Source organism: Vibrio sp. NFR (assembly GCF_027587095.1).
GTDB lineage: Bacteria > Pseudomonadota > Gammaproteobacteria > Enterobacterales > Vibrionaceae > Vibrio > Vibrio harveyi.
In genome coordinates this window covers 368,543-387,991 of sequence record NZ_JAPPTN010000001.1, presented here as the reverse complement: position 1 = coordinate 387,991, position 19,449 = coordinate 368,543, and the positions used below count along the sequence as shown (strand labels likewise).

Annotated in this window: 22 protein-coding genes; 7 read left to right on the top strand and 15 right to left on the bottom strand. The window is 45.8% G+C overall.

Annotated features, from left to right (window positions below; translation table 11 throughout):
• Positions 1-166 precede the first annotated feature (166 nt).
• Complete coding sequence (locus OH463_RS01775; RefSeq protein ID WP_050936305.1) at positions 167-1,153, top strand: LacI family DNA-binding transcriptional regulator; 987 nt, start codon at positions 167-169, stop codon at positions 1,151-1,153.
• A gap of 63 nt (positions 1,154-1,216) precedes the next feature.
• Here OH463_RS01775 and OH463_RS01770 read toward each other — a convergent pair whose 3' ends face one another.
• From OH463_RS01770 to OH463_RS01760, 3 genes are all read right to left on the bottom strand, one after another.
• On the bottom strand, positions 1,217-2,590 hold the full coding sequence (locus OH463_RS01770) for a carbohydrate porin (RefSeq protein WP_047513472.1): 1,374 nt from the start codon (positions 2,588-2,590) through the stop codon (positions 1,217-1,219).
• A gap of 460 nt (positions 2,591-3,050) precedes the next feature.
• Positions 3,051-3,434: a carboxymuconolactone decarboxylase family protein gene (locus tag OH463_RS01765; RefSeq protein WP_050923965.1), complete on the bottom strand. Its 384-nt coding sequence runs from the start codon at positions 3,432-3,434 to the stop codon at positions 3,051-3,053.
• A 58-nt stretch (positions 3,435-3,492) separates the two neighbouring features.
• Positions 3,493-3,849: a MerR family transcriptional regulator gene (locus OH463_RS01760; RefSeq protein ID WP_045488077.1), complete on the bottom strand. Its 357-nt coding sequence runs from the start codon at positions 3,847-3,849 to the stop codon at positions 3,493-3,495.
• Positions 3,850-4,161: 312 nt separating this feature from the next.
• On the opposite strand from OH463_RS01760, the gene OH463_RS01755 reads away from it, so the two are divergent.
• The gene (locus OH463_RS01755; RefSeq protein ID WP_172458612.1) at positions 4,162-4,338 is read left to right on the top strand and encodes a hypothetical protein; all 177 of its coding nucleotides are present in this window, start codon (positions 4,162-4,164) and stop codon (positions 4,336-4,338) included.
• Between the two features lie 85 nt (positions 4,339-4,423).
• On the opposite strand, the gene vopD is transcribed toward OH463_RS01755, so the two are convergent.
• From vopD to sctW, 12 genes are read right to left on the bottom strand one after another with little or no spacing between them, the layout of a single operon-like run.
• Positions 4,424-5,437, bottom strand: coding sequence for a type III secretion system translocon subunit VopD (gene vopD / locus OH463_RS01750; protein WP_005450225.1), 1,014 nt, complete (start codon positions 5,435-5,437; stop codon positions 4,424-4,426).
• Positions 5,438-5,446: 9 nt separating this feature from the next.
• Positions 5,447-6,646: a type III secretion system translocon subunit VopB gene (vopB, locus tag OH463_RS01745; RefSeq protein WP_009698249.1), complete on the bottom strand. Its 1,200-nt coding sequence runs from the start codon at positions 6,644-6,646 to the stop codon at positions 5,447-5,449.
• Positions 6,647-6,649: 3 nt separating this feature from the next.
• Positions 6,650-7,141, bottom strand: coding sequence for a SycD/LcrH family type III secretion system chaperone VcrH (vcrH, locus tag OH463_RS01740; RefSeq protein ID WP_005450229.1), 492 nt, complete (start codon positions 7,139-7,141; stop codon positions 6,650-6,652).
• Positions 7,142-7,153: 12 nt separating this feature from the next.
• A complete protein-coding gene (locus tag OH463_RS01735) occupies positions 7,154-9,244 on the bottom strand; it encodes a virulence-associated V antigen (RefSeq protein ID WP_269990360.1) in 2,091 nt (696 codons plus the stop codon).
• A 10-nt stretch (positions 9,245-9,254) separates the two neighbouring features.
• Positions 9,255-9,545 (bottom strand): LcrG family type III secretion system chaperone, encoded by a 291-nt coding sequence (locus OH463_RS01730; protein WP_005441819.1) that lies wholly within the window; start codon positions 9,543-9,545, stop codon positions 9,255-9,257.
• Between the two features lie 60 nt (positions 9,546-9,605).
• Complete coding sequence (locus OH463_RS01725; RefSeq protein ID WP_005450234.1) at positions 9,606-10,019, bottom strand: LcrR family type III secretion system chaperone; 414 nt, start codon at positions 10,017-10,019, stop codon at positions 9,606-9,608.
• On the bottom strand, positions 10,019-12,145 hold the full coding sequence (vcrD, locus tag OH463_RS01720) for a SctV family type III secretion system export apparatus subunit VcrD (RefSeq protein WP_101959964.1): 2,127 nt from the start codon (positions 12,143-12,145) through the stop codon (positions 10,019-10,021). Before vcrD ends, OH463_RS01725 begins: the two co-directional genes overlap by 1 nt.
• Positions 12,129-12,467, bottom strand: coding sequence for a type III secretion system chaperone VscY (vscY, locus tag OH463_RS01715; protein ID WP_005441813.1), 339 nt, complete (start codon positions 12,465-12,467; stop codon positions 12,129-12,131). Before vscY ends, vcrD begins: the two co-directional genes overlap by 17 nt.
• Positions 12,468-12,472: 5 nt before the next feature.
• On the bottom strand, positions 12,473-12,850 hold the full coding sequence (vscX, locus tag OH463_RS01710) for a type III secretion system protein VscX (RefSeq protein WP_005441811.1): 378 nt from the start codon (positions 12,848-12,850) through the stop codon (positions 12,473-12,475).
• Entirely contained in the window at positions 12,847-13,221 is a 375-nt protein-coding gene (sycN, locus tag OH463_RS01705) for a type III secretion chaperone SycN (RefSeq protein ID WP_005441809.1), read from the bottom strand. The genes vscX and sycN overlap by 4 nt, the downstream gene beginning before the upstream one ends.
• Positions 13,208-13,492 (bottom strand): TyeA family type III secretion system gatekeeper subunit, encoded by a 285-nt coding sequence (locus tag OH463_RS01700; protein ID WP_005441806.1) that lies wholly within the window; start codon positions 13,490-13,492, stop codon positions 13,208-13,210. The genes sycN and OH463_RS01700 overlap by 14 nt, the downstream gene beginning before the upstream one ends.
• Positions 13,473-14,366, bottom strand: coding sequence for a type III secretion system gatekeeper subunit SctW (sctW, locus tag OH463_RS01695; RefSeq protein ID WP_005441804.1), 894 nt, complete (start codon positions 14,364-14,366; stop codon positions 13,473-13,475). The genes OH463_RS01700 and sctW overlap by 20 nt, the downstream gene beginning before the upstream one ends.
• Positions 14,367-14,553: 187 nt before the next feature.
• Here sctW and vscN point away from each other — a divergent pair, with 187 nt between their 5' ends.
• The 5 genes from vscN to vscR are packed head-to-tail and all read left to right on the top strand — an operon-like array spanning position 14,554 to position 19,437.
• The gene (gene vscN, locus OH463_RS01690; protein ID WP_269990357.1) at positions 14,554-15,876 is read left to right on the top strand and encodes a SctN family type III secretion system ATPase VscN; all 1,323 of its coding nucleotides are present in this window, start codon (positions 14,554-14,556) and stop codon (positions 15,874-15,876) included.
• Positions 15,873-16,334 (top strand): type III secretion protein, encoded by a 462-nt coding sequence (locus tag OH463_RS01685; protein WP_005441793.1) that lies wholly within the window; start codon positions 15,873-15,875, stop codon positions 16,332-16,334. The genes vscN and OH463_RS01685 overlap by 4 nt, the downstream gene beginning before the upstream one ends.
• A 9-nt stretch (positions 16,335-16,343) precedes the next feature.
• The gene (locus tag OH463_RS01680) at positions 16,344-17,828 is read left to right on the top strand and encodes a type III secretion system needle length determinant (protein ID WP_017188263.1); all 1,485 of its coding nucleotides are present in this window, start codon (positions 16,344-16,346) and stop codon (positions 17,826-17,828) included.
• The gene (gene sctQ / locus OH463_RS01675) at positions 17,825-18,790 is read left to right on the top strand and encodes a type III secretion system cytoplasmic ring protein SctQ (RefSeq protein ID WP_017188264.1); all 966 of its coding nucleotides are present in this window, start codon (positions 17,825-17,827) and stop codon (positions 18,788-18,790) included. Before OH463_RS01680 ends, sctQ begins: the two co-directional genes overlap by 4 nt.
• Entirely contained in the window at positions 18,787-19,437 is a 651-nt protein-coding gene (vscR, locus tag OH463_RS01670; RefSeq protein WP_005426130.1) for a SctR family type III secretion system export apparatus subunit VscR, read from the top strand. Before sctQ ends, vscR begins: the two co-directional genes overlap by 4 nt.
• The last annotated feature ends 12 nt before the right edge of the window (positions 19,438-19,449 follow it).

The following is a 19,449-nucleotide window of genomic DNA, read 5'->3' as shown; positions in this document are numbered from 1 at the left end:
TCAATAAAACCAAATGATCAAAGATAAAGCAGAGAGAATGTGAGAATGATCGTCAAATTCTCTCCCTAAGAGCAGTATAGGAGGTTAGAATCGCTACTTATCAAAGAGATTTTCATCTTCTCTTTGCAAACAATCCCAAAAACGAAAAACAGAATGGATAGGAACAATGGCGAGTCTGCATGATGTCGCCCGTCTGGCTGGCGTATCAAAATCAACAGTGTCACGGGTTATAAACGATGAGTATGGCGTAAAAGAAGCGACAAAACAGAAGGTCCGCCAAGCAGTAGCGGAGTGTGGCTATGTGCCAAACCAAGTCGCTAAAGATCTAAAATCTCAAAAGACCAATCTGGTTGGTGTCATTGTTCCTCGGGTTTCCTCTCATGCCACATCCCAAGGTGTCGATGGATTAACCGATGTCCTTGAAAAAGCTGGGAAACATGTCTTACTTGCTAGCACTCACCAAGCCCACGAAAAAGAACTGGAATACATTCAGATCTTTAACCAAAAACGGGTTGAAGGGATCATTCTTTATGCCACCCACCTCGATTCCAAGCTGGTAAAAGCAATTCAAAACTCAGCCGTCCCAGTTGTGCTCGTCGGTCAAGATGGTTCCATGTTTAATATTCCAAGCATCATTCATGATGACGCACGAGTAGGGTTTGAAGCGGGAAATAGACTGGTTGCAAAAGGTTGCCAAACCATGGGTTTTATTGGTGTGCAAGGTGACGATATCGCGGTAGATAAGCAACGCTCTGAAGGATTTGTTCAAGCGCTACAACACCGTGGTTTTGAGCTCGCCTTCCATGCTCGTGGTGACTTTACAATCGATTCTGGCTATTCATTGGCAAAACAACACTTAACAAAGAACCCTAAGCTAGATGGCTTGTTCTGTGCAACAGACCGTATTGCTATCGGTGCGATGAGAGCGATTCAAGAGCTCGGGTTAACACCGGGTAAAGACGTTTTAGTGCTAGGAGTTGGTGATGATGAGCTCGCATCAGTGTGCACCCCAACCTTATCAACATTTAACTATGCATTTGATAAAGCAGGGGAAAATGGTGCGAAACTATTACTAGATAGAATTGCCAACAGAAGTTTTGAAATGAGTAAGATGGTACTAACCTTCAAAACAATTGAGCGTCAGTCCTGTTAATGAAAAAGCGCCAACTGAAATCAGTTGGTGCTTTTCTTATTACTCTTTGTCGGTTAGATCCCTTTAGAACCAAGTTTCCATTTGCAGTGCAAACAGAACTTCACCGCCATCACCCATCGTTGCAGCACCCGCATCCTGGCTAATCGAGTAGCCATTCAAGTCTTCGCTCCAATCAACGTAGCTAACAGCAAAACGTAGCTCCGGACGGTCAAAGAAACCTGCTGCGGTAGACATCTTAAGCGTTGGTGCAATTGTCGCTTTGTAAAAACTGCCACTTGCTTTATCAATCGCATTGTCTAGGTCCATGTATTGGTATGAGCCTTCATAAACCATCTCAAAGTTTTGTGTAAACTCTTGCGCTAAGCGGATGTTGAACGATGCCCAAGTAAATTCATCATTTTTAGCAAAGCGATCTTGGCTGTGTTCTGCTAGTAACGCAGGTGCTACACGCCAGTTGTCGCCGATGCGTGTTACACCATAACTGAACAAGCGTACGGCTTTTGCGTCTTCTAGCAAATCACCGTTTGAACCAATGCCTTTAAGTTCTGCACCCAGTCCATCACCCACCAAAATACCAGTTTTAGAGAAGCCTTCACTCATGCCAAAGAAGTTATCGCCATGGTAAGCAAACATCGCATGTAAACCTTTGTCCGCAGCTCCTTCTACGCGATCATTGTTATCAGCTGACGTCATGCCGCTCAGCATCAATTGCCAATTACCAAAGCGGTTGTTCATTGTCGCGATATAGTTTTCAACATCAGTTGACGAGCTATCAATCTCACCAAAATCACGACCATAGATCGAGAAGTTTGCTTTCCACGAATCGCTCATTTGGACGTCATACACGCCAGCACCAGTACCAGATAGGAAAACGATATCCGAGTCAAAGAAGTGAATGTCAAAGTTATCACGGTCAAATCGTTTACCTGCCCAAAACGTTGCGTCAGCAAACGCACTTGATTCAGAGAACATGCTCAACTTGTTTAGCTCAGCATATACCTGACGAACGTTTAATTGACTCTCACTCGCTGTCCATTCGTTATTGGTTTCCGTACTATCTGCCAACATAATTCGGAACAATGCGCTGGAACCATCATCTGCAAAGCGTTTGTGAATAAGGTTTGCTTCCACATAATGATCATCCTCAACCCCTAATCGTCCAATTGGCGCGCCAATAGCACCAGCTGCCGTCATGTAAGGACCAGTACCCACTGCACCATTCAGATCATCATTAATGAGCAGCCCGGAACGAGCGTAGCCATGAAACTCAAAGCTTGAGGCTTTCTCATTTGCTTCTGTGGATACTTTTTCTGTCTGTTCAAGTCTCTGTTCTAATTCATTAATTCGCTTTTCAAGAGCGTCAACATCTGTTGTTGCGAATGCAGGTGCTGTAACCAGCCCAAGCGCTACTGCCATCGTCAAAGTGTGTAGTTTCATTTCCATAGTCTCACGTAAATTTATACTTAGGTTATTTGCAAACGTTCCCAAGTAAAATTGCAAACTTATGGTGACTTTAAATACCCATCTAAAGTCTGAATTTCAGAGCGCTCAGACTCAGAGCGTCTCTACCACTTGTATCAATGGGGCGATAATATACAAACTTTTCGGGAACGTTACCGAACAAAAATGATTTTGTTAGCTGTATCACGTCCAGGGGCATTATTTACATAAAAATCATTAACCAGCGCACATTCCATTGATTGAAGCTATATAAACGAGGAATTGGTATAGCGGTGACCAAGCAGAGATAAGAAGATCATCCCATGCTGTCCTCGCCTTCTTAGTAGATTAGAGATGAGATGAGTTAAGAAAAAGCCAGATTCGACGCTCTGGCTTTGTTGTATTACCTTTTCAAGACCTTGAGTGCGGTTTGATGCTACGACCTGCGTGCTCCCTATTAATTCAGATCACTCCGTTCAGCGAGGACCTCCTTGAACACAAACATTCCGTTTAATGCCGCAGGAAACCCAGCATAAACCGACATTTGCAGTAAGACTTCTTTTATCTCTTCTGCTGTACACCCAACATTCAATGCTGCATTTAAGTGTACTTTTAACTGCGGCTGACAGTGCCCCAATGCTGTTAATGCCGCAACCGTCGCGATTTCACGCGATTTGATATCCAGTGCAGGTCGCGAGTAAATATCTCCGAACGGGTATTCAATGGTGAACTTGGCTAAGTCCGGACAGATATCTTGCAGACTATCAATAACGTTATGCCCTGCCTCACCATCGATGTCTGAAAGCAGTTTTAATCCTTGATCAAAGCGTGACGATGACATGTTGATGCTCCTTTTGTATGAATCTAGGAACACTCTACAAGTTAGAGTTAACTCTAAGTCAACGAACTTTTCCTTGCTTATACAAATCTATTTTTGCTTCTAGCGCTGCAAGGTGTTGCTTCTGTAACTCTATGTATTCAGTCAGTTTTTCTTGATGTTTCTCTAGCAATACCTGACGCTCTTCAATCGTGCTCTCGCCTACTTCACGTAAATCTGCGTACTTAAGGATCTCTTCAAGCGGCATCGCGGTGTCTTTCAAACGTTTGACGAACTCGATCCAAGACAAGTCTTTGGCGGTATACATCCTATGTCCACTGGGGGATCTTTGAATATTCTTCAATAAACCAATTTTTTCATAATATCTGAGTGTATGAGGCGACAGTTCAACACGCTTCGAAAACTCACTCATGTTCATGCTCATTTCCCTACTTAAATTGCTTTATACCCAAGTAATCTCAAGGTGCTAGGTTCAGCAAGAATGACTTGGTTTGAAGGCGAGGCAACAATTTGAAGATCTAGTGGTTCTAAATCAAAAATCGTTAACGAAACATACGAACCAAGGCAGCTCGCCCTTCAAAGCACCTGTGCTATAAAGGCACTCAAATTTTCAATAGCTTTAATCATATAGAAAGAAGCGATGATCCAACAAATTAGGTAGCCTAAACTCAACCTTCTTGATGAGAACGCCAAGTAACAAGACATTGAAAACCATACCGTAGGACTCGACATGGAACGTCAAAAGCATCGGATATCAATTTGTTTGACCGCTAGCGTTACCGCACTGGTCTGTATTCTACTTCTACCGCTATCGGACAACATGAAGCTGTTTTCAATCTTAGCCGTAGAGAGCATCATTGCGTTCAGCTACTACCGGAAGCAAAGCGTTTCAAAACCAAAAGAATAATCTGGCTTATACCATTGCGATCCATACAAAAAAGGCGCTGTATATACAGCGCCTTAACTCTTTATGCGATCTTATCCGTTATGGTTTAAACCGTTGGGATAGATGCACGCCATGCTTGGTTTTGGCTATCAGCAATTGAGCGGAACAGTTCACGCAACTCTTTTAGCAACCCTTCTTGGAAGCCGACGTTTTCGTCTGCTTTCTGTTTAGATGCTTGTGCGCGTGTCGCTAGAACTTCGTCTTCTTTACTACGAGCCTGAGCTTTGGTTTGCTCTACGTTTGACGCAGAGTTTGCCATTTGAGTCAGAGCTTGAATGACTGAGTTCGTCGCTTGATTGTTGCCCATTTGCTTATCAAACTTACGTCCGTAAGCCGTGGTATCCGCTTTGATATGATCCATATCGGTACGAATCATATTTGCTTCGCGGTGCATTTCCCCACGTTTTGCTTTCGCGCCTTCAAAACCTTTGGTGTTTTTGATCTCAGCCATTTTGGCATCTAAGTTCGCTTGTTGTCCCTTAAATGCTTTGTTACCAGCGGCTTCTTGTTTGATCTTCTTACCTGCTTTCATTGAGCCAACTGCGCCCATGATTGCGGTAACACCCGCCATAACACCAGAGATAACCGCCATTGCGATCATCGCTTTGGCTGAGTTGTTAAGCTCTTGTGCTTGGCTCTTAAGGCTTGCTACGTTTGCTTCAACAGCAATTTCACGTTGCAGTACTTGCTGCTCACGGCTTAGCTTAGACACTTGATAAAGCAGCGTAAGCAGAGACAGTGATTGTGAAATTGCGTCCGATGGAGATTTAATGACCTGCTCACCGTTTAGGGCTTTTTCTGTTGTCTGCATTAGCAGATTCACAGTTGGCGCCAATGCGCTCATCAGCTTTTCAACTACTCGAGCTTGATCGCCGATTGCAGGTGCTTTTGGACCATCCAATTGGTAATGTTTAGGACCTGATACTGCTGCCTCGCTGTTACCACGGATTGCCGCAGCTTCCGTTTTTGTCTCAGGCGCTTTTTCAGCCTTAGTGGTTTTACCTAGCTCGCCCAAACCGTAAAGATCTGCACGTCCAGTATTGCCAATTTTATCTAACATAAACGCTCCTTAAACCGTCGCTGGACGGCTCATCACCGCTTGCATCGTTTCGCCTTTCGCCTGAATCATCTGCATGATGACACTCATCAGCTCTTGGAAGTCTTCCATCAGCTTAGCGATCTCTTCTTTAAGCTTGTCGATAACCGCTTGGCTAAGGGTCATCTTCGCTCGCAAGTCAGTGATATCCGATTGGATATTAGTAACTTTCGCGTTATTAGAAGCATGAACCGCATCAGTGGTCCCCTTACCAACATTGACAGCAAGGTCGACGGTTTCTGCACCAAAACGGATTGCTTTCGCAGTCGTAGTCGCAGCTTTAGAGCCCATATCTGCGATCTTCGCCATGTTCGCTGCTGCTTTGGTCGCAATATCAGTGACTTTCTGTGCAATCTTACCTGCACTCTTCGCCGCCAATTTCGCGATACCACCTGCAGCGGCGCCGCCAAAGGTGACGATTGCCCCGATAACTGCTACGGCAATCTCTAGAGCCATCACGACCTTGTTGAGAGCATCGACATTAATGCCAGCCTCTTTCATCGCGTCTTGTACAGCTGGCTCTTGTAGAACCATGCTAACCGCGCCCATCACGCCGCCGGCAATCATTAATGCGCCTGCTGCCGCACCAACACCAGTAGCCACCATGATGGCACCAACGACAATAGAGACAACAGCACTGATCCAACCGAAGATCTTAGAGGCTAAGCCTGACTTCTGAGCTTCTTTTGCCGCAGCTTCAGACTCTTTGATCTTCTCTTGGTTTTCTGCCATTTCTTGCTCGTGCTTCGCTTTCGCTACTTTCACTTCCTGAATTTTAAGCTCGTTTTGAGCGCTCTTCAGTTTGTCTGTGATTGCAGCCAGCTCTACTTCAAAATCATCCGCAGAACCTGCGATGATTCTCACTGCTAGCGAGCCCGTATTGTCGGCAACCGCATGCAAAACCTTGGCAATCGAGTCTACGATTTTTTGTAGCTGAGCCATGGCTTTCAGCGTAAGTTCATTAACCTTATCGCTTACTGCGGCATTAGGTGCATCAAGCTGAACTTTAACTTTACCAGTGTTCAATGCTTCAGCATCTTTACCTTTTACGTTTTCAACGGTTACAGAAGGTGACGCATGAGATGCGGTCTTCGTTACCTTGTCTAACGTAGTTTGGCCAGAATCAGGTGTGTATACCTGACTCTGAGTGCGGTCAAGTGCAATAGAATTCATATTCTAGTTACTCCTTTTGTTTCTCACCGCTTCTAACATGATGTCTGCTCGTTGATGCAAGTCTGCATACTCTGATTTCCCGGCAGACATCTCCTTCGCGCTGTAAAACCCACTCTCTGCTTCTGTCAATTGCTCAAGCTTAAGGTGACATTCTGCAGAGTGGAAAGGTGGGCGTGGATCATTAATATCCACAAGCGCAGCGTAGCTGTAGGCATCAATCGCCTGCAGGTACTCACCCAGTTCCTGACGAGCGGCTCCCAAACCAATGAAAAAGCGCGCTTGGTAATGATCAAGCATGCTAAGTAGTTGGAAAACCTTAGCGGCTTGCTCTACCTTGCCTGATTGGAAAAAGTTGTATCCAACCGCATAAATGTGCTCGATAGTATCTGCCGATACGTCGTGCAGCATTTTTAACGTACCCCCATCCTCTAGAAACGAAAGTAGTTCCTCTGCTTGCATTTGAGATGGGTCAGTTGCCGCGTTTTGTGTAGTCATGGTTGTTTATCCTTAAATCGCTCGTAGGATTTCTTGTAAAATACTGTGGTACTTCTGAACAAACTTGTTCATAGCTTCAACGGTAGAGTTGTATTGAGAACTGGTGTCGTTCAGCTCAGTGGTTTTGATTTGCACTTCATCGTTAAGCAACTTGGATTTATCACTGACAGAACTAGAGAAATCAGACAATTTTTTGGATTTCTCGCCATTTTGATAATTCTCATTTTTTGCATCAATACCTTCATATCTCAAAAACATACGGTGTGTGACCTTTAGTACGTCTTCGGGTGAAGGCTGAATTCCACCAGATGGATGTCGAAATTCTGGCTTGATGTATTTCTCGACATTCTCTTTAGTAAAAATGAATCGAACATCTGTTCCATTTCGACTCTCGATGACACTAGACAAGTTAACCTTGTCTCTGTTTATCGCGTCAAAATCGATATAATCTTGATATATATTCGCTCTCTTACCTGGTCCAGGTTGCCCCCAGCCTTTGTCACTTCGAAAAACTTCACTTAGATGTTTAAACTCAGGTGACTTATGAAATTCTTCTGGAGTACTGTAGTTAAAACTGGTGTGGTTAAATTTATAACTTTCAGGGTTGTAACCTTCACCATAAGTACCGCTTCCACTTTGCTTGATATGTATCTGAGACTGTACTTCACCAAAGATTTTTAGCCTTGCTGTATAAGACTGAAGTTCCTCTTTTTGCTGATCTCGTTTTTCAAGTCGGTTAACGCGACGTTCGTTTAAAGCAAACAGCACACGCTCATCAAAGCGATCACCAATGCTGGATTCAATCACAGACAGTAAATCGCGAGCAGTCAGAGAGTGTTCCGCTTTAACATCAGCGTGCTCTTTCCCGTCAGCTCCTGTGGTTATCTTCTTTTCTTCTTCTGAGATTTTGCTCAAGCGCGTATTTAACTTGCTAAGGTTCTCCATCATTTTTTGATGACGCGTAATGAAATCAGTACCAATGTCTTTTCTGGCAACAATCTTCTCAAATAGCAGGTTTATGTCTCGTGCAGTATTTTGTTTGATTAGATCAACCTGATCTTGCGTCGCTTGGTATTTCTGTACCTTATGGAGGTTACCGTAAAACGTATCGACTTGCGTGTTCACAAGGCTTACCGCAATGCTAGAAAACAAACTCGAAAGTGTTATCGCATTTGGGGAGTTCTTGAGGTTTGCTACCACGGCATTAAGCACGTTTTGCAGTTGACCAACCTGTCCTGCCCCGTATTCGTTTTCGTACTGACCTTTCACTTGTTTTGCTAGGCCATTTAATGCACCGGTAAGCTCTTGCTTGGACATACCTGGAATCCAAGCAATCTTATCTGCCAAAGCCTTAGCATCACTGTTACTTAACGTGATGCCTACGCTGTCCAAAGAAGTAACCAGTTGAGCTGTAACCGCTGCACTGAAGCTTTCTTGCGTTAGCAAGTAGTCCGAGTTCTTGATCCCGTTGATGTCTACCGAGCCTAGATTACGAAAGGCATTGCGCAGAAATGAAATCGCACTATCACGGACTTCGCTAGAGCTCATTTGCTGCGCAAGAGCGTCTACAAATTTACTGATCTCTGCTGTCGCGGCTGTAAGCGCGCTCGCATCTAGGGCTGCAATTTGCTGCGCTTGGGTGCTTTGGCTGCCTAAACGAAACTCATTGATAAAATCTGTTGGAAGCGAGCTGTCGACCGTATCTTTTAATTGCTTATCGAACCAAGACTGGAATTGATGCGCGAGCGTGTTGTTTACGCCAGTCACTACGTCTTGAGGCGCAATCTGACCATTCACCGCTTGGTGTTGCAATGACTGCATCCAATGCGCAGCAGTCTCAGCGGCAGCAGTCCCCGTAAAGGCGGCTTGCTTTTCTAGCAGCGTGCGTAATGAATCTGCATATAGGTCCAAACTTTCTTGTTCGGTGCGCCCAACTACCATTGGTAATTGGCGAATCAAAGACTCTAATTGAGCTGCATCGGAATCGCCTAGAATTGGAGAAAGGGTCTCTACCAAACGCTGCTGGAAAGAGGCTTGAGAGTCACGATTCGTTGCTGTATTTAGAACTCCAGATACAGAGTTCATGGTTGTCATATCCGTCATTTAGAAACCTCTAGATCACCATGCCACGCATCATTGTTGGTCGCTTGCGCCTAGAGCCTTTGGTACTCGTGGCTTGCACTTGATGCTGTTGTTGTCTGCGGCGTTGTACTTCTTCAAGCAGTTCATGCTCTGCTTGTTTCATCAATTGGGGCGAAGCATTTAACCCATCGAGCAGAATATTGCCTGCTACTGGACCAACGCCTAATCCTTCAAGTAATTCATTGAAGACATCAGTTCTATCTTCCGCATTACGGATAGCAAGTTCTGATTTTTCAATGGTTTCGGTAAAGGGTTGCTTCATCTTGATACCTATCTTAAAGCGAAGCATCTCTTGGATGCTGTCAGTAACAGTCGAGAGTTTTTACTTTTTTCTCTTTTTAAGTGGGCGGTAATCACTGAGGCGCAAAAAGTACCAATCTTCTTGTTCATCGTGGCTCGCCCCACAGGCTCTTAAATAGAACTGCGCTAATCTTTGGCTACTCATATTGCTGCCTCGCAATACGTCAACGTTGCCGCGAATGCTCCAATCGAGTGGGTACAATCGGATCGCGTGTTCTGCGAGCAAAAACAGGGCAGAGAAAGGATTGCTCAAACCTTGATTAGGGCTGACTCTTCGCAGCAGTACGATGATGATTTCACCTTCTTCTACTCGGAATACCAGTTCCATACCGTCGCACTCGTATCGTTGCCCGAGCAAGATGGTGCTTTTCTGCCAAAAGTAAGGCGTCACTTCGATTCCTGACGCCATTAAAGACTGAGCGAGTTCACACGCCATTACATTCCTACCCTTCCCAGCGGTTGAATATTGATTTGCTGCGTCAGTTCTTGGAACGACAACACTGGCAGTTCGTAGTATTCAGATTCAATCAATTTACGTACGTAACGACGCACATCCATCGACACCACCAGCACAGGTTTATTTGGCATGCGGCTCAAATCACCGATGGTTTGCTTAACGTCGCTGACAAACTGTTGAGTCACAGAAGGGTCAAGCGCTAAGTAGCTGCCCGCTGAAGTCTGGCGAATACCGTTACGGATCGTATCTTCCAAGCTCTGATCCAACAGATACGCAGGCAGCATGTTTTGACCGCTGGCATACTTGTAACAGATGTAGCGTTTCAAGCTGGAACGGATGTATTCCGTCAGTTGAACCACGTCTTTCTCTTTTTGTCCCCACTCAACCATTGCTTCTAAGATCACACGTAAGTTACGAATAGAAATATCTTCAGAAACGAGGCGTTGCAGGATTTCCGTCATCTTTTGTAGAGGCACAATACGTTGCGCTTCTTTCACTAATTCGGAGTAGCTGCCTTCCATTTGTTCAAGCAAGTAACGGGTCTCTTGAATACCGATAAAGTCTTGCGCGTACTCTTTCAGTACGTGAGACAGGTGGTAAGTCAGAATGCGGTCGGGAGTCAAAAAGCCCACATGGCTGTTTTGCAATTTTTCTCGGTGACTGTGGTCAACCCAAATACTCGCAATGCCCGGCAGAAAGTCGTCATCGTTTTCGTAAGGCACACCCAGTAAATCGATCTGCTCATTGCCCTCTGTCACCAGCAATTTTTCGCTTTCAATTCGACCGCGAGCAACTGGTACTTCTTGCAATTGAATCAGGTATTCACCGTTGCTCATCCCTTCATTAAATCGCAAGTGGATGCCCGGGAATGGCACACCTAGATCGAGGTACAGCGCGCGTCTGACTCGTGCGAGTTCATCATTTAATGCCACAGCTTCTAGGCTCTCTTGTAAGCGAGAATCCAAGTCGATGAGTAGCGGTACTGTCATCGCAAACTCTTCTTGCTCGCCCAATTTGCCTTTGCTGTTGCGAGAAGGGGTTGGTTTATTCGGTTTGGCGGCTGGCGAGCCCGCCCCTTGGGCGACAAAACTAGGTAGGTCAGAACTGTCAGATTCGCTTTGCTTTCTCTGTTGATAGAACAAGAAGAAACCACCACCGCCTACAACAACGGCAAGCACAAGGAAAGTGATTTTCGGGAAGCCTGGAATGAGTGCAAACAGCACCAATAGGACACCACCAATTAATAAAGCTCTTGGTTGCGCGGTAACCTGACCACCGATATCTGAACCTAGGTCAGAGGAATCTTCATTTGAAACACGTGTAACGATAATACCGGCCGTAATAGCGATAAACAGCGCCGGAATCTGCGATACCAGGCCATCACCGACGGTCAAAATAGCAAACAGTTCAAGCGCTTCAGACGCTGACATGCCCTTTTGAGTCACACCAATGGTCACACCACCCAGAATGTTCACCACGATGATCACCAGACCGGCAATGGAGTCCCCTTTTACGAACTTCATTGCACCGTCCATCGAACCGTACATTTGGCTTTCTTTTTCAATCAATGAACGACGATGACGTGCCTCATGAACGTCGATCACTCCAGCACGCATATCGCCGTCGATACTCATCTGCTTACCCGGCATCGCATCAAGGGAGAATCGAGCACTGACTTCCGCAACCCTTTCAGAACCTTTGGTGATCACCATAAACTGAACGATGGTGATGATCAGGAACACCACGATACCCACGACCAAGTTACCGCCAACTACGAAGTTACCGAAGGTATAAACGATCTGACCGGCGTCGCCTTGCAGAAGGATAAGTCGCGTTGTCGTAATAGAAAGTGACAAGCGAAACAGCGTTGTGATCAAAAGAACCGCCGGGAATGCAGAGAATTCCAGCGGTGAGGTAATGTAGATAGCAAGCATCAAAAGGACGACCGCTATACTCATGTTGGTACCGATTAGTACATCCACCAATGCCGTCGGTAAAGGCAAAATCATCATAAAGACGATCGCCAATAGCATCACGGCGAGCATGATGTCTTTGCGTTGTCCAACTTTGTTTAGAATATCGATCAACTTATTCATTTGATTCACTATTTAGAGATTTCAGATAACGTCGATGAGCACGGCGTGCGCCCTCAACATCATTTTGTTTCCAGCGCGCTTGGCTGAGACAAAACCATAAGCCCGCTTTATTTGAGTTGTTTGCTTCCAATAAGCTTTCGCACAGCTCGATTGAACGGGTGTAACGACCAGAATTCAGGCATGCCACCGCCAATGTTTGGCGAGCTTCTTGATGCTCTGGTTCGATTTCCAACAACGCGTCCAGCAACGTGATCGCCTGTTCGGGCTTTTGATATTGAACTTGGAGTGCAGCGTGGATAAGCAATAGCTCCACATCTTTTGTTTGCAACATGGGGCTTAAACCTGAATCAGTAGATTCAACGCCATGGTGAGATAACGTTGGTCTAATTGCGTGTTTTGCAGCGTTTCCACCGCTTGGGAAAGCGCATGGGAACCGTTTTGCTGTGCCAATTCCTGAAGTCGCTGCTGAGTCGTATCAAACTGCTGACGATACTTGTCTGGGCGAAGTAGCTCTGAATGGGTAAGCTTTGGCTTGGCGAGCGACATCAAGTACTGCTCAGATGGGCGAAGCTCATACAGTTTCTCTAAGTGTGTCGCGATGGCTTGACCATCAGGCAACAGTTGAAAACGCTGTGGGAAATCGTTTTCAACTTGCTCAAGAGAGACATGAGTAAAGCCTTCAATACCAACGTTTAACGTACTAATTCTACTCATGAATTCGCCACATCATTGTGTAAGCGAACCAAGAGCGCGAATGCTTGTTCGATGGTTGGCAATGTCACTTCATCACCTTCAATTTGCGCAGAGAAAACCAGCGTCTGTTCATCGAGCAAGCCAGTTTTAATGGTAAATGGCCAACCTTGCCCTGCATGGCAAAAGCTCAGTGCCTTCTTGATCGGCTCATTAGATTGATGCCACGGCAGCGCTTTCGCCAACATCAGAAACAAACAGTCCTGATGCTTCTCAAGGTGCAAAGTACCGCTCTGTTCAAAGCTCAACTGAACACGTCCTGCTGACGAGAAATCCACAGCGTCAAGCCCCATTCCTCGGCAAAAATCATCCACTGACGCATCAATCCAATTCATCGTCCCACATTTCCTCTTCTTCTAAATCAATCGCTTCATCAAGCGCTTTTTGCACGGCTTGTATTAGGTTTTGTCGCTGTTCTTCATCGTTAAACACATCAATTGGGATATGCCGAACCAGTTTATGCAGCTCTCTGAAAAAGCTAATTTTTCGCTCGGTGGATTCCAATTCCATGGCATTCGCTAAGTTCCAGATCTCTTCACTGCCCACCCAGCGCTGCTCAACCAAAGCAATGACATCTGACATCAAATCAGTAACTTGATAAGCCATGGCTTGCCTGCTGAGGTTTAAACATCTGATAGAGATTGCCAACTTGGTCTTGAAGGGTGTTCAGCGTTTTAAGCTTTTGCATATCTGACATCAAAAGCTGCAACTTAACTGAGTCGATATTGCTACCTTGAACGCTTAAGTCAGCACTCATGCCTTGCAACATAAAGTCGACCGCCGTAGACACCTCTTTTTCACCAAAGCGCTCAACCACATCCTTGTATGCTGAGCCTAAACCTTGGTAGCTATGTACGGTGTCGCGATAGAAACCACGCAGTTGGTGCAAACTGCTGAAGCCTTGTTCTTGGCTGTATTCGTCTGCAAAACTGGATACGCGAATTTCAGTATCAATTTGAGACCATGAATCTGGGTTTTGCTCAAAGTTCAGAAGGGCTTGGTCGATCAGCGCCAGTAGGTTCTTACTTTCTGGGTTAGCGCCAAGAAACTTTTTGACCGCTTTTAATGCAAGGTACTGGTGGCTTTTCTCTTCAGAAAAACCATTAAGGTACGCTTGTAACTGGGCAATTGTTGATAAGTTGCCACTTGCCATTTTGGCAGCAAGGTCTTTGATCTTTTGGTTCTTCTCAAGATCAGGCACTTTTCTTAGGTAATCAGAAACCAACTCGTGGGCTTCATTAACGCGAATACCGCCATCTTTCACTTTGCGTTTGGTCAGATCTTTTTCCGCTTTTTCTGAGCCTAATGACGTCAGCTCTTCCATCGCGTCAAACAGTGATTGAGTAGCATTGTGTACACGGACAGTTTCGCCTCGATAGTTGCCACCAATTGACTCCCCAGAACGTGAAGACTCAAGACCGCTTCGAATTGGCGTGTCAAACTTGTTACCCGTTGTAATTTGATTATTGATAATACTCATTCACTTGCACTCCTTTCGTACAATATGAGCGAATTATAAGAATTGCATTTGCAACGGGCTGTCAAAATCAGACGTGTTTTTTTAGGGCGTTTTAAGTTTTCTAAAAACTCCCGACCAATAGTCACTATAAATACTGCACCATCCTTTTTATTCTCTCAGCATCAGTTATTGCGCATGTTTTCCTAAATTGAACGACTTCTCATACATCACCGAAACCCAACAATCTGCAATCAAACAGACACGTTTGATCCAAATCCGCGGTCGAGTTACTCAAGTTACCGGCACCATCATCAAAGCCGTGGTGCCAGGTGTACGTGTCGGTGAACTTTGTGAGTTGCGTAACCCGGATCAAACCTTGTCGCTGCTAGCGGAAGTGGTTGGCTTTCAACAACATCACGCGTTACTCACCCCACTTGGCAACATGTTTGGTATTTCCTCCAATACCGAAGTAAGCCCGCTTGGGAAGATGCACGAAGTGGGTGTTGGTGATCACCTGTTAGGGAAGATTCTGGATGGTCTGGGTCGACCGTTTGATGGTGCCCAAAGCAAAGAGCCGAGTGCTTGGTATCCGGTTTACAGAGACGCGCCGCCGCCGATGCAGAGAAAACTGATCGAGAAACCCATTTCCATGGGGGTTCGTTCGATAGACGGATTGCTCACCTGTGGCGAAGGACAAAGGATGGGTATTTTTGCGGCAGCGGGCGGTGGTAAAAGTACCCTACTCGCGAAACTTATTCGCTCTGCCGATGTTGATGTAACGGTCCTCGCCCTTATCGGTGAGAGGGGGCGTGAGGTAAGAGAATTTATCGAGCACGACCTTGGTGAAGAAGGCATGGCAAGGTCAGTATTGGTTGTTGCGACCTCCGACAGACCAGCAATGGAACGTGCCAAAGCAGCGTTTGTCGCGACCTCTATCGCGGAGTACTTCCGAGACCAAGGTAAACGTGTCTTGCTGCTTATGGATTCAGTGACGCGCTTTGCCCGAGCTCAGCGTGAGATTGGCTTGGCTGCTGGTGAACCACCAACACGACGAGGCTATCCGCCCTCTGTTTTTGCTGCACTACCAAAACTGATGGAACGTGCGGGTCAATCAGACAAAGGTTCCATCACCGCGCTGTATACCGTGCTTGTAGAAGGTGACGATATGACAGAGCCAGTTGCCGATGAGACCCGTTCGATACTGGATGGTCACATCATTCTTTCTCGCAAACTGGCAGCGATGAACCACTACCCAGCTATTGATGTACTTCGCTCCGCGAGCCGTGTGATGAACCAAATCGTGGACAAAACTCATCAAGCGTCGGCAGCTCATATGCGTGAAATGTTGGCGAAATATGAAGAAGTGGAACTGCTGATCAAAATTGGTGAATACCAACATGGCGCTGACAGCCGCGCGGATATGGCAATTGCACAAGGTGATGATATCCGAGCATTTTTGCGCCAAGGCACACACGAACCAAGTGAACTCGACGAAACCGTGACTCAGTTACGAGGACTGGCGGGCTTATGATCGAGCAGTTACTAGAGATAAAAAAGATTCGAGCGGATCGAGCAGACAGTGCCGTTCAGCAGCAAGAGTATCGAGTCAATAGTGCGCTTTCTTTATTGCGAAAAGCCGAGCAGTCCGTGGTCGATTATCACCAATGGCGAAAAGAGGAAGAAGAGCGACGGTTTGCCAAAGCGAAGCAGAAAACGGTGGTACTAAAAGAGCTTGAAATATTACGCCAAGAAATCGCGCTATTAAGGGAGAGAGAAGCAGATTTAAAACAACGTGCCGCAGAGGCAAAAAAAGCATTAGAACAAGAAAACCAACGGCTTAAAGAAAGAAAACAAGAAGCCCTTGCCGCTCATAAAACAAAAGAAAAATTCATTCAGCTAAACGAACAAGAAATTGCTGAACAAATGCGTCAAGTGCAGTACCAGGAAGAGCTCGAACAGGAAGAGTTTCGTAGCGTCGTTGTTTCATAGAAGGTAAAGATGCGAGTCAAACACGATCACCCAAGCACAACAGAATTCTCACAACAAGGTCAACAGAGTCCAACAAGCAACATCTCTGAAGAACTTGAGTCTCGCTTTAACAACGCTCTTAAGCCAATGCCGTCAGAAGCGGAGCATGGTCAAGAGACGACTCGTTTGTACAAAGCGGCATTGAGTTTAGATAAGTTCGAGCCCCTGAAGCCTAAAGCTCAGCCTAACAATCTTCAGCAAGAAAGAGCCAAAGACCAAGCTTCTTCTGAAAAAACGGACAAAGCTGGCAGTACAAACGGTGCTGACAGTTCAGACAGTGCGAAACATGCTGCTAAAGCCAATCTTTCTCCGTTAGAAAAAGACTCTACGCTAGGCACAAATCATCAAGCTTCAAAAGACGCTTCGAACAGTGATGTTGTAGAACAGCCAAAGACCGCGACAGAAGCGGAATCAGATATCACAAAACCCGTTAAGCCTAACTCGTTAGTCGAGCAAGCGATTGGCGATAAAGAACGCATAAAGCATGAGAACAGCTTGCACAATACAGGGATAACAGAGCGCCCAAGCAAGGACAAATCTCCTGCCGAAAACAACGATAAAGACGCTGCTCAATCTCTATCTGAAAAAGCGCCTCTGAGTAATATGGCAGGTAAACATGCACAGCAGCAAGAGGAAATCATTGTGAAAAACCAATCCGTCGGTTCCTCAGCAACAAAAGAAAAAACGACTCGTGATAACCAAGCTGATTCAGCAGGTTCAACCGCATCTCTTGATGGTCTGTATCACGATCCTAAAGCCATTATTGGCGGTTTCCAAAAAGACTTGAATAGTCAACCAACGCCAATCCAGCTTGATGGCAAAGCTGCTACCGCCGTGCAAAACGTATTAAATGGTCAGCGACAAAAGCCAGATACGACAACAAAAGAAGCAGGCACTTTAAGTAACGCGCAAACTAATGCAGAAGCGAAAGCTGCGTTGTCAGCGTTTGAAGAGAAGCTAAAACACTCGAAGCACATTGATTTACATCATTCGACGCCTGAAGCCGACACCAAACTGTTCTCGGCGTCGAATATAAGCCAGCCGACCACCCAAGGTGATGTGATCCTCAAGAGTATGGAGGCACAAGCACCACAAAGTTCGGCAAGAGATGTGAACGAGCTGATCAGCAAGTTGGTTGACAAGATCTATGTGTCTTTGCCAAGTGCGAACGAGAAGGAAGTCCGACTGCTTCTCAATGAAGGTCAGTTAAAAGGTGGCGAGATCTCGATTAAACATGACAGTTCTGGTTACAGCGTCCTGATCAAGCAAGAGCATGCCCTGTCACTGATCAATCAAAACGCTAAACAAGAATTGGTTGAGCGCTTGCAACGCTTGGGTATCGACCAACCAATTCGAATCTCGGTCAGCGAACAAATGAACCAACAACAAGATCAACAACGCTCGCGACAACAACGCAGTATTTATGATGAATGGAAACCTGAGGACGAACGATGATACTTGATTTTCCCAAGGTCGACGCATCGAGCATCGCACTAAGCAACCAACTGTGTGCGAAGCAATGTCACTTTCAAGATAGCCAGAGCAACAGCCTGTCGGTCACGCTTGGACAAAAGCCTGAATTTTCGGGCTACCGTTTAACGCTACTCATTGGCGGACAAACGATTCAAATCGATTTTTGTGGTGCACAGCTACAACAGTGGCTACATGGCATGCTTGACTCAACGGCATTTGAATCGCTGCCAAACTCATTGCAAATGGCGCTACTCAGCAGTCAGATTGAGCCCTACACCGATGTCATTAAGCGTCTGTTTGGGCAACTGCCAGTGTTGAGTAAGTTGCAACCTCATGAACAGCAAGCTCAGCAAGAGAATGTGTTGATGCTTACCATCAACCGTGATGACGCCTCTCTTAGCCTATGGGTAAATGAAGGTCGAGATGTGCTGATTGACGCCTTGCCACAAGCACCGTCTTACCTAAGCCAAAACATTGCGCTGCCGTTCTGGCTGAGCTTTGGCAAAACACGTTTAGCACTCGGTCAATTTGAACAATTGGAACTGGGCGATGTGGTGTTCTTCGATGATTGCTACATCGCACAACATCAAGTGCTCTTTCAGGTATCCAATCAAAACCTTTGGCGATGCCAACTCGACGAAACCACACTCCATATCCTAGAAAAAGAAACCAATATGAACGATATCAATAGCTCTGAAGCACTTACCGACCACCAGCAACTACCAATTGAACTCACGTTTGATGTTGGTCAGCAGACCATTACTTTAGAGCAACTTAACGCTCTGCAACCTGGTTTTACCTTTGAACTTAACCAACCAATTTCTAACCCAGTGACAATGCGAGCAAATGGCAAAATCATTGGTGAGTGCGAATTGGTGAACATTAATGAACGCCTAGGTGTGCGTGTACTCGAACTGTTTGGTGGTAGTCAGGAGCCAGCATGATCCAGTTACCTGATGAACTGAACCTCATCGTTACACTCGCCCTACTTGCTTTGATTCCTTTCATTGCAATGATGGCGACTTCTTTCGTTAAGCTGGCGGTGGTGTTTTCCCTATTGCGAAACGCACTGGGTGTACAACAAATACCACCTAACATGGCGCTCTATGGATTGGCGATCATTCTGTCGATCTTCATCATGGCACCAGTGGGTTTTGAAACCTATGACTACGTGACGCAGCATGAAATATCCCTAGAAGATTCCGAGAGTATCGAAGGACTGATTGAGAGCGGATTGCAACCGTATCGTGAGTTTTTGAAGAAGCACATTCGTGAAACCGAATCGGTGTTTTTTACCGATGCGGCAAGAACATTGTGGCCACAAAAGTACGTCGATCGTTTGGAATCAGATAGCTTATTGTTGTTGCTCCCCGCCTTTACGGTAAGCGAGTTGACTAGGGCGTTTGAGATTGGTTTCTTGTTGTACCTACCTTTCATCGCAATCGACCTAATCGTGTCCAACATCCTATTGGCAATGGGCATGATGATGGTATCGCCAATGACGATCTCGCTACCGTTCAAACTGCTGCTGTTTGTATTGCTAGACGGTTGGACCAAGCTGACTCATGGCTTAGTGCTCAGTTACGGATAGTAAGGAGAGAAG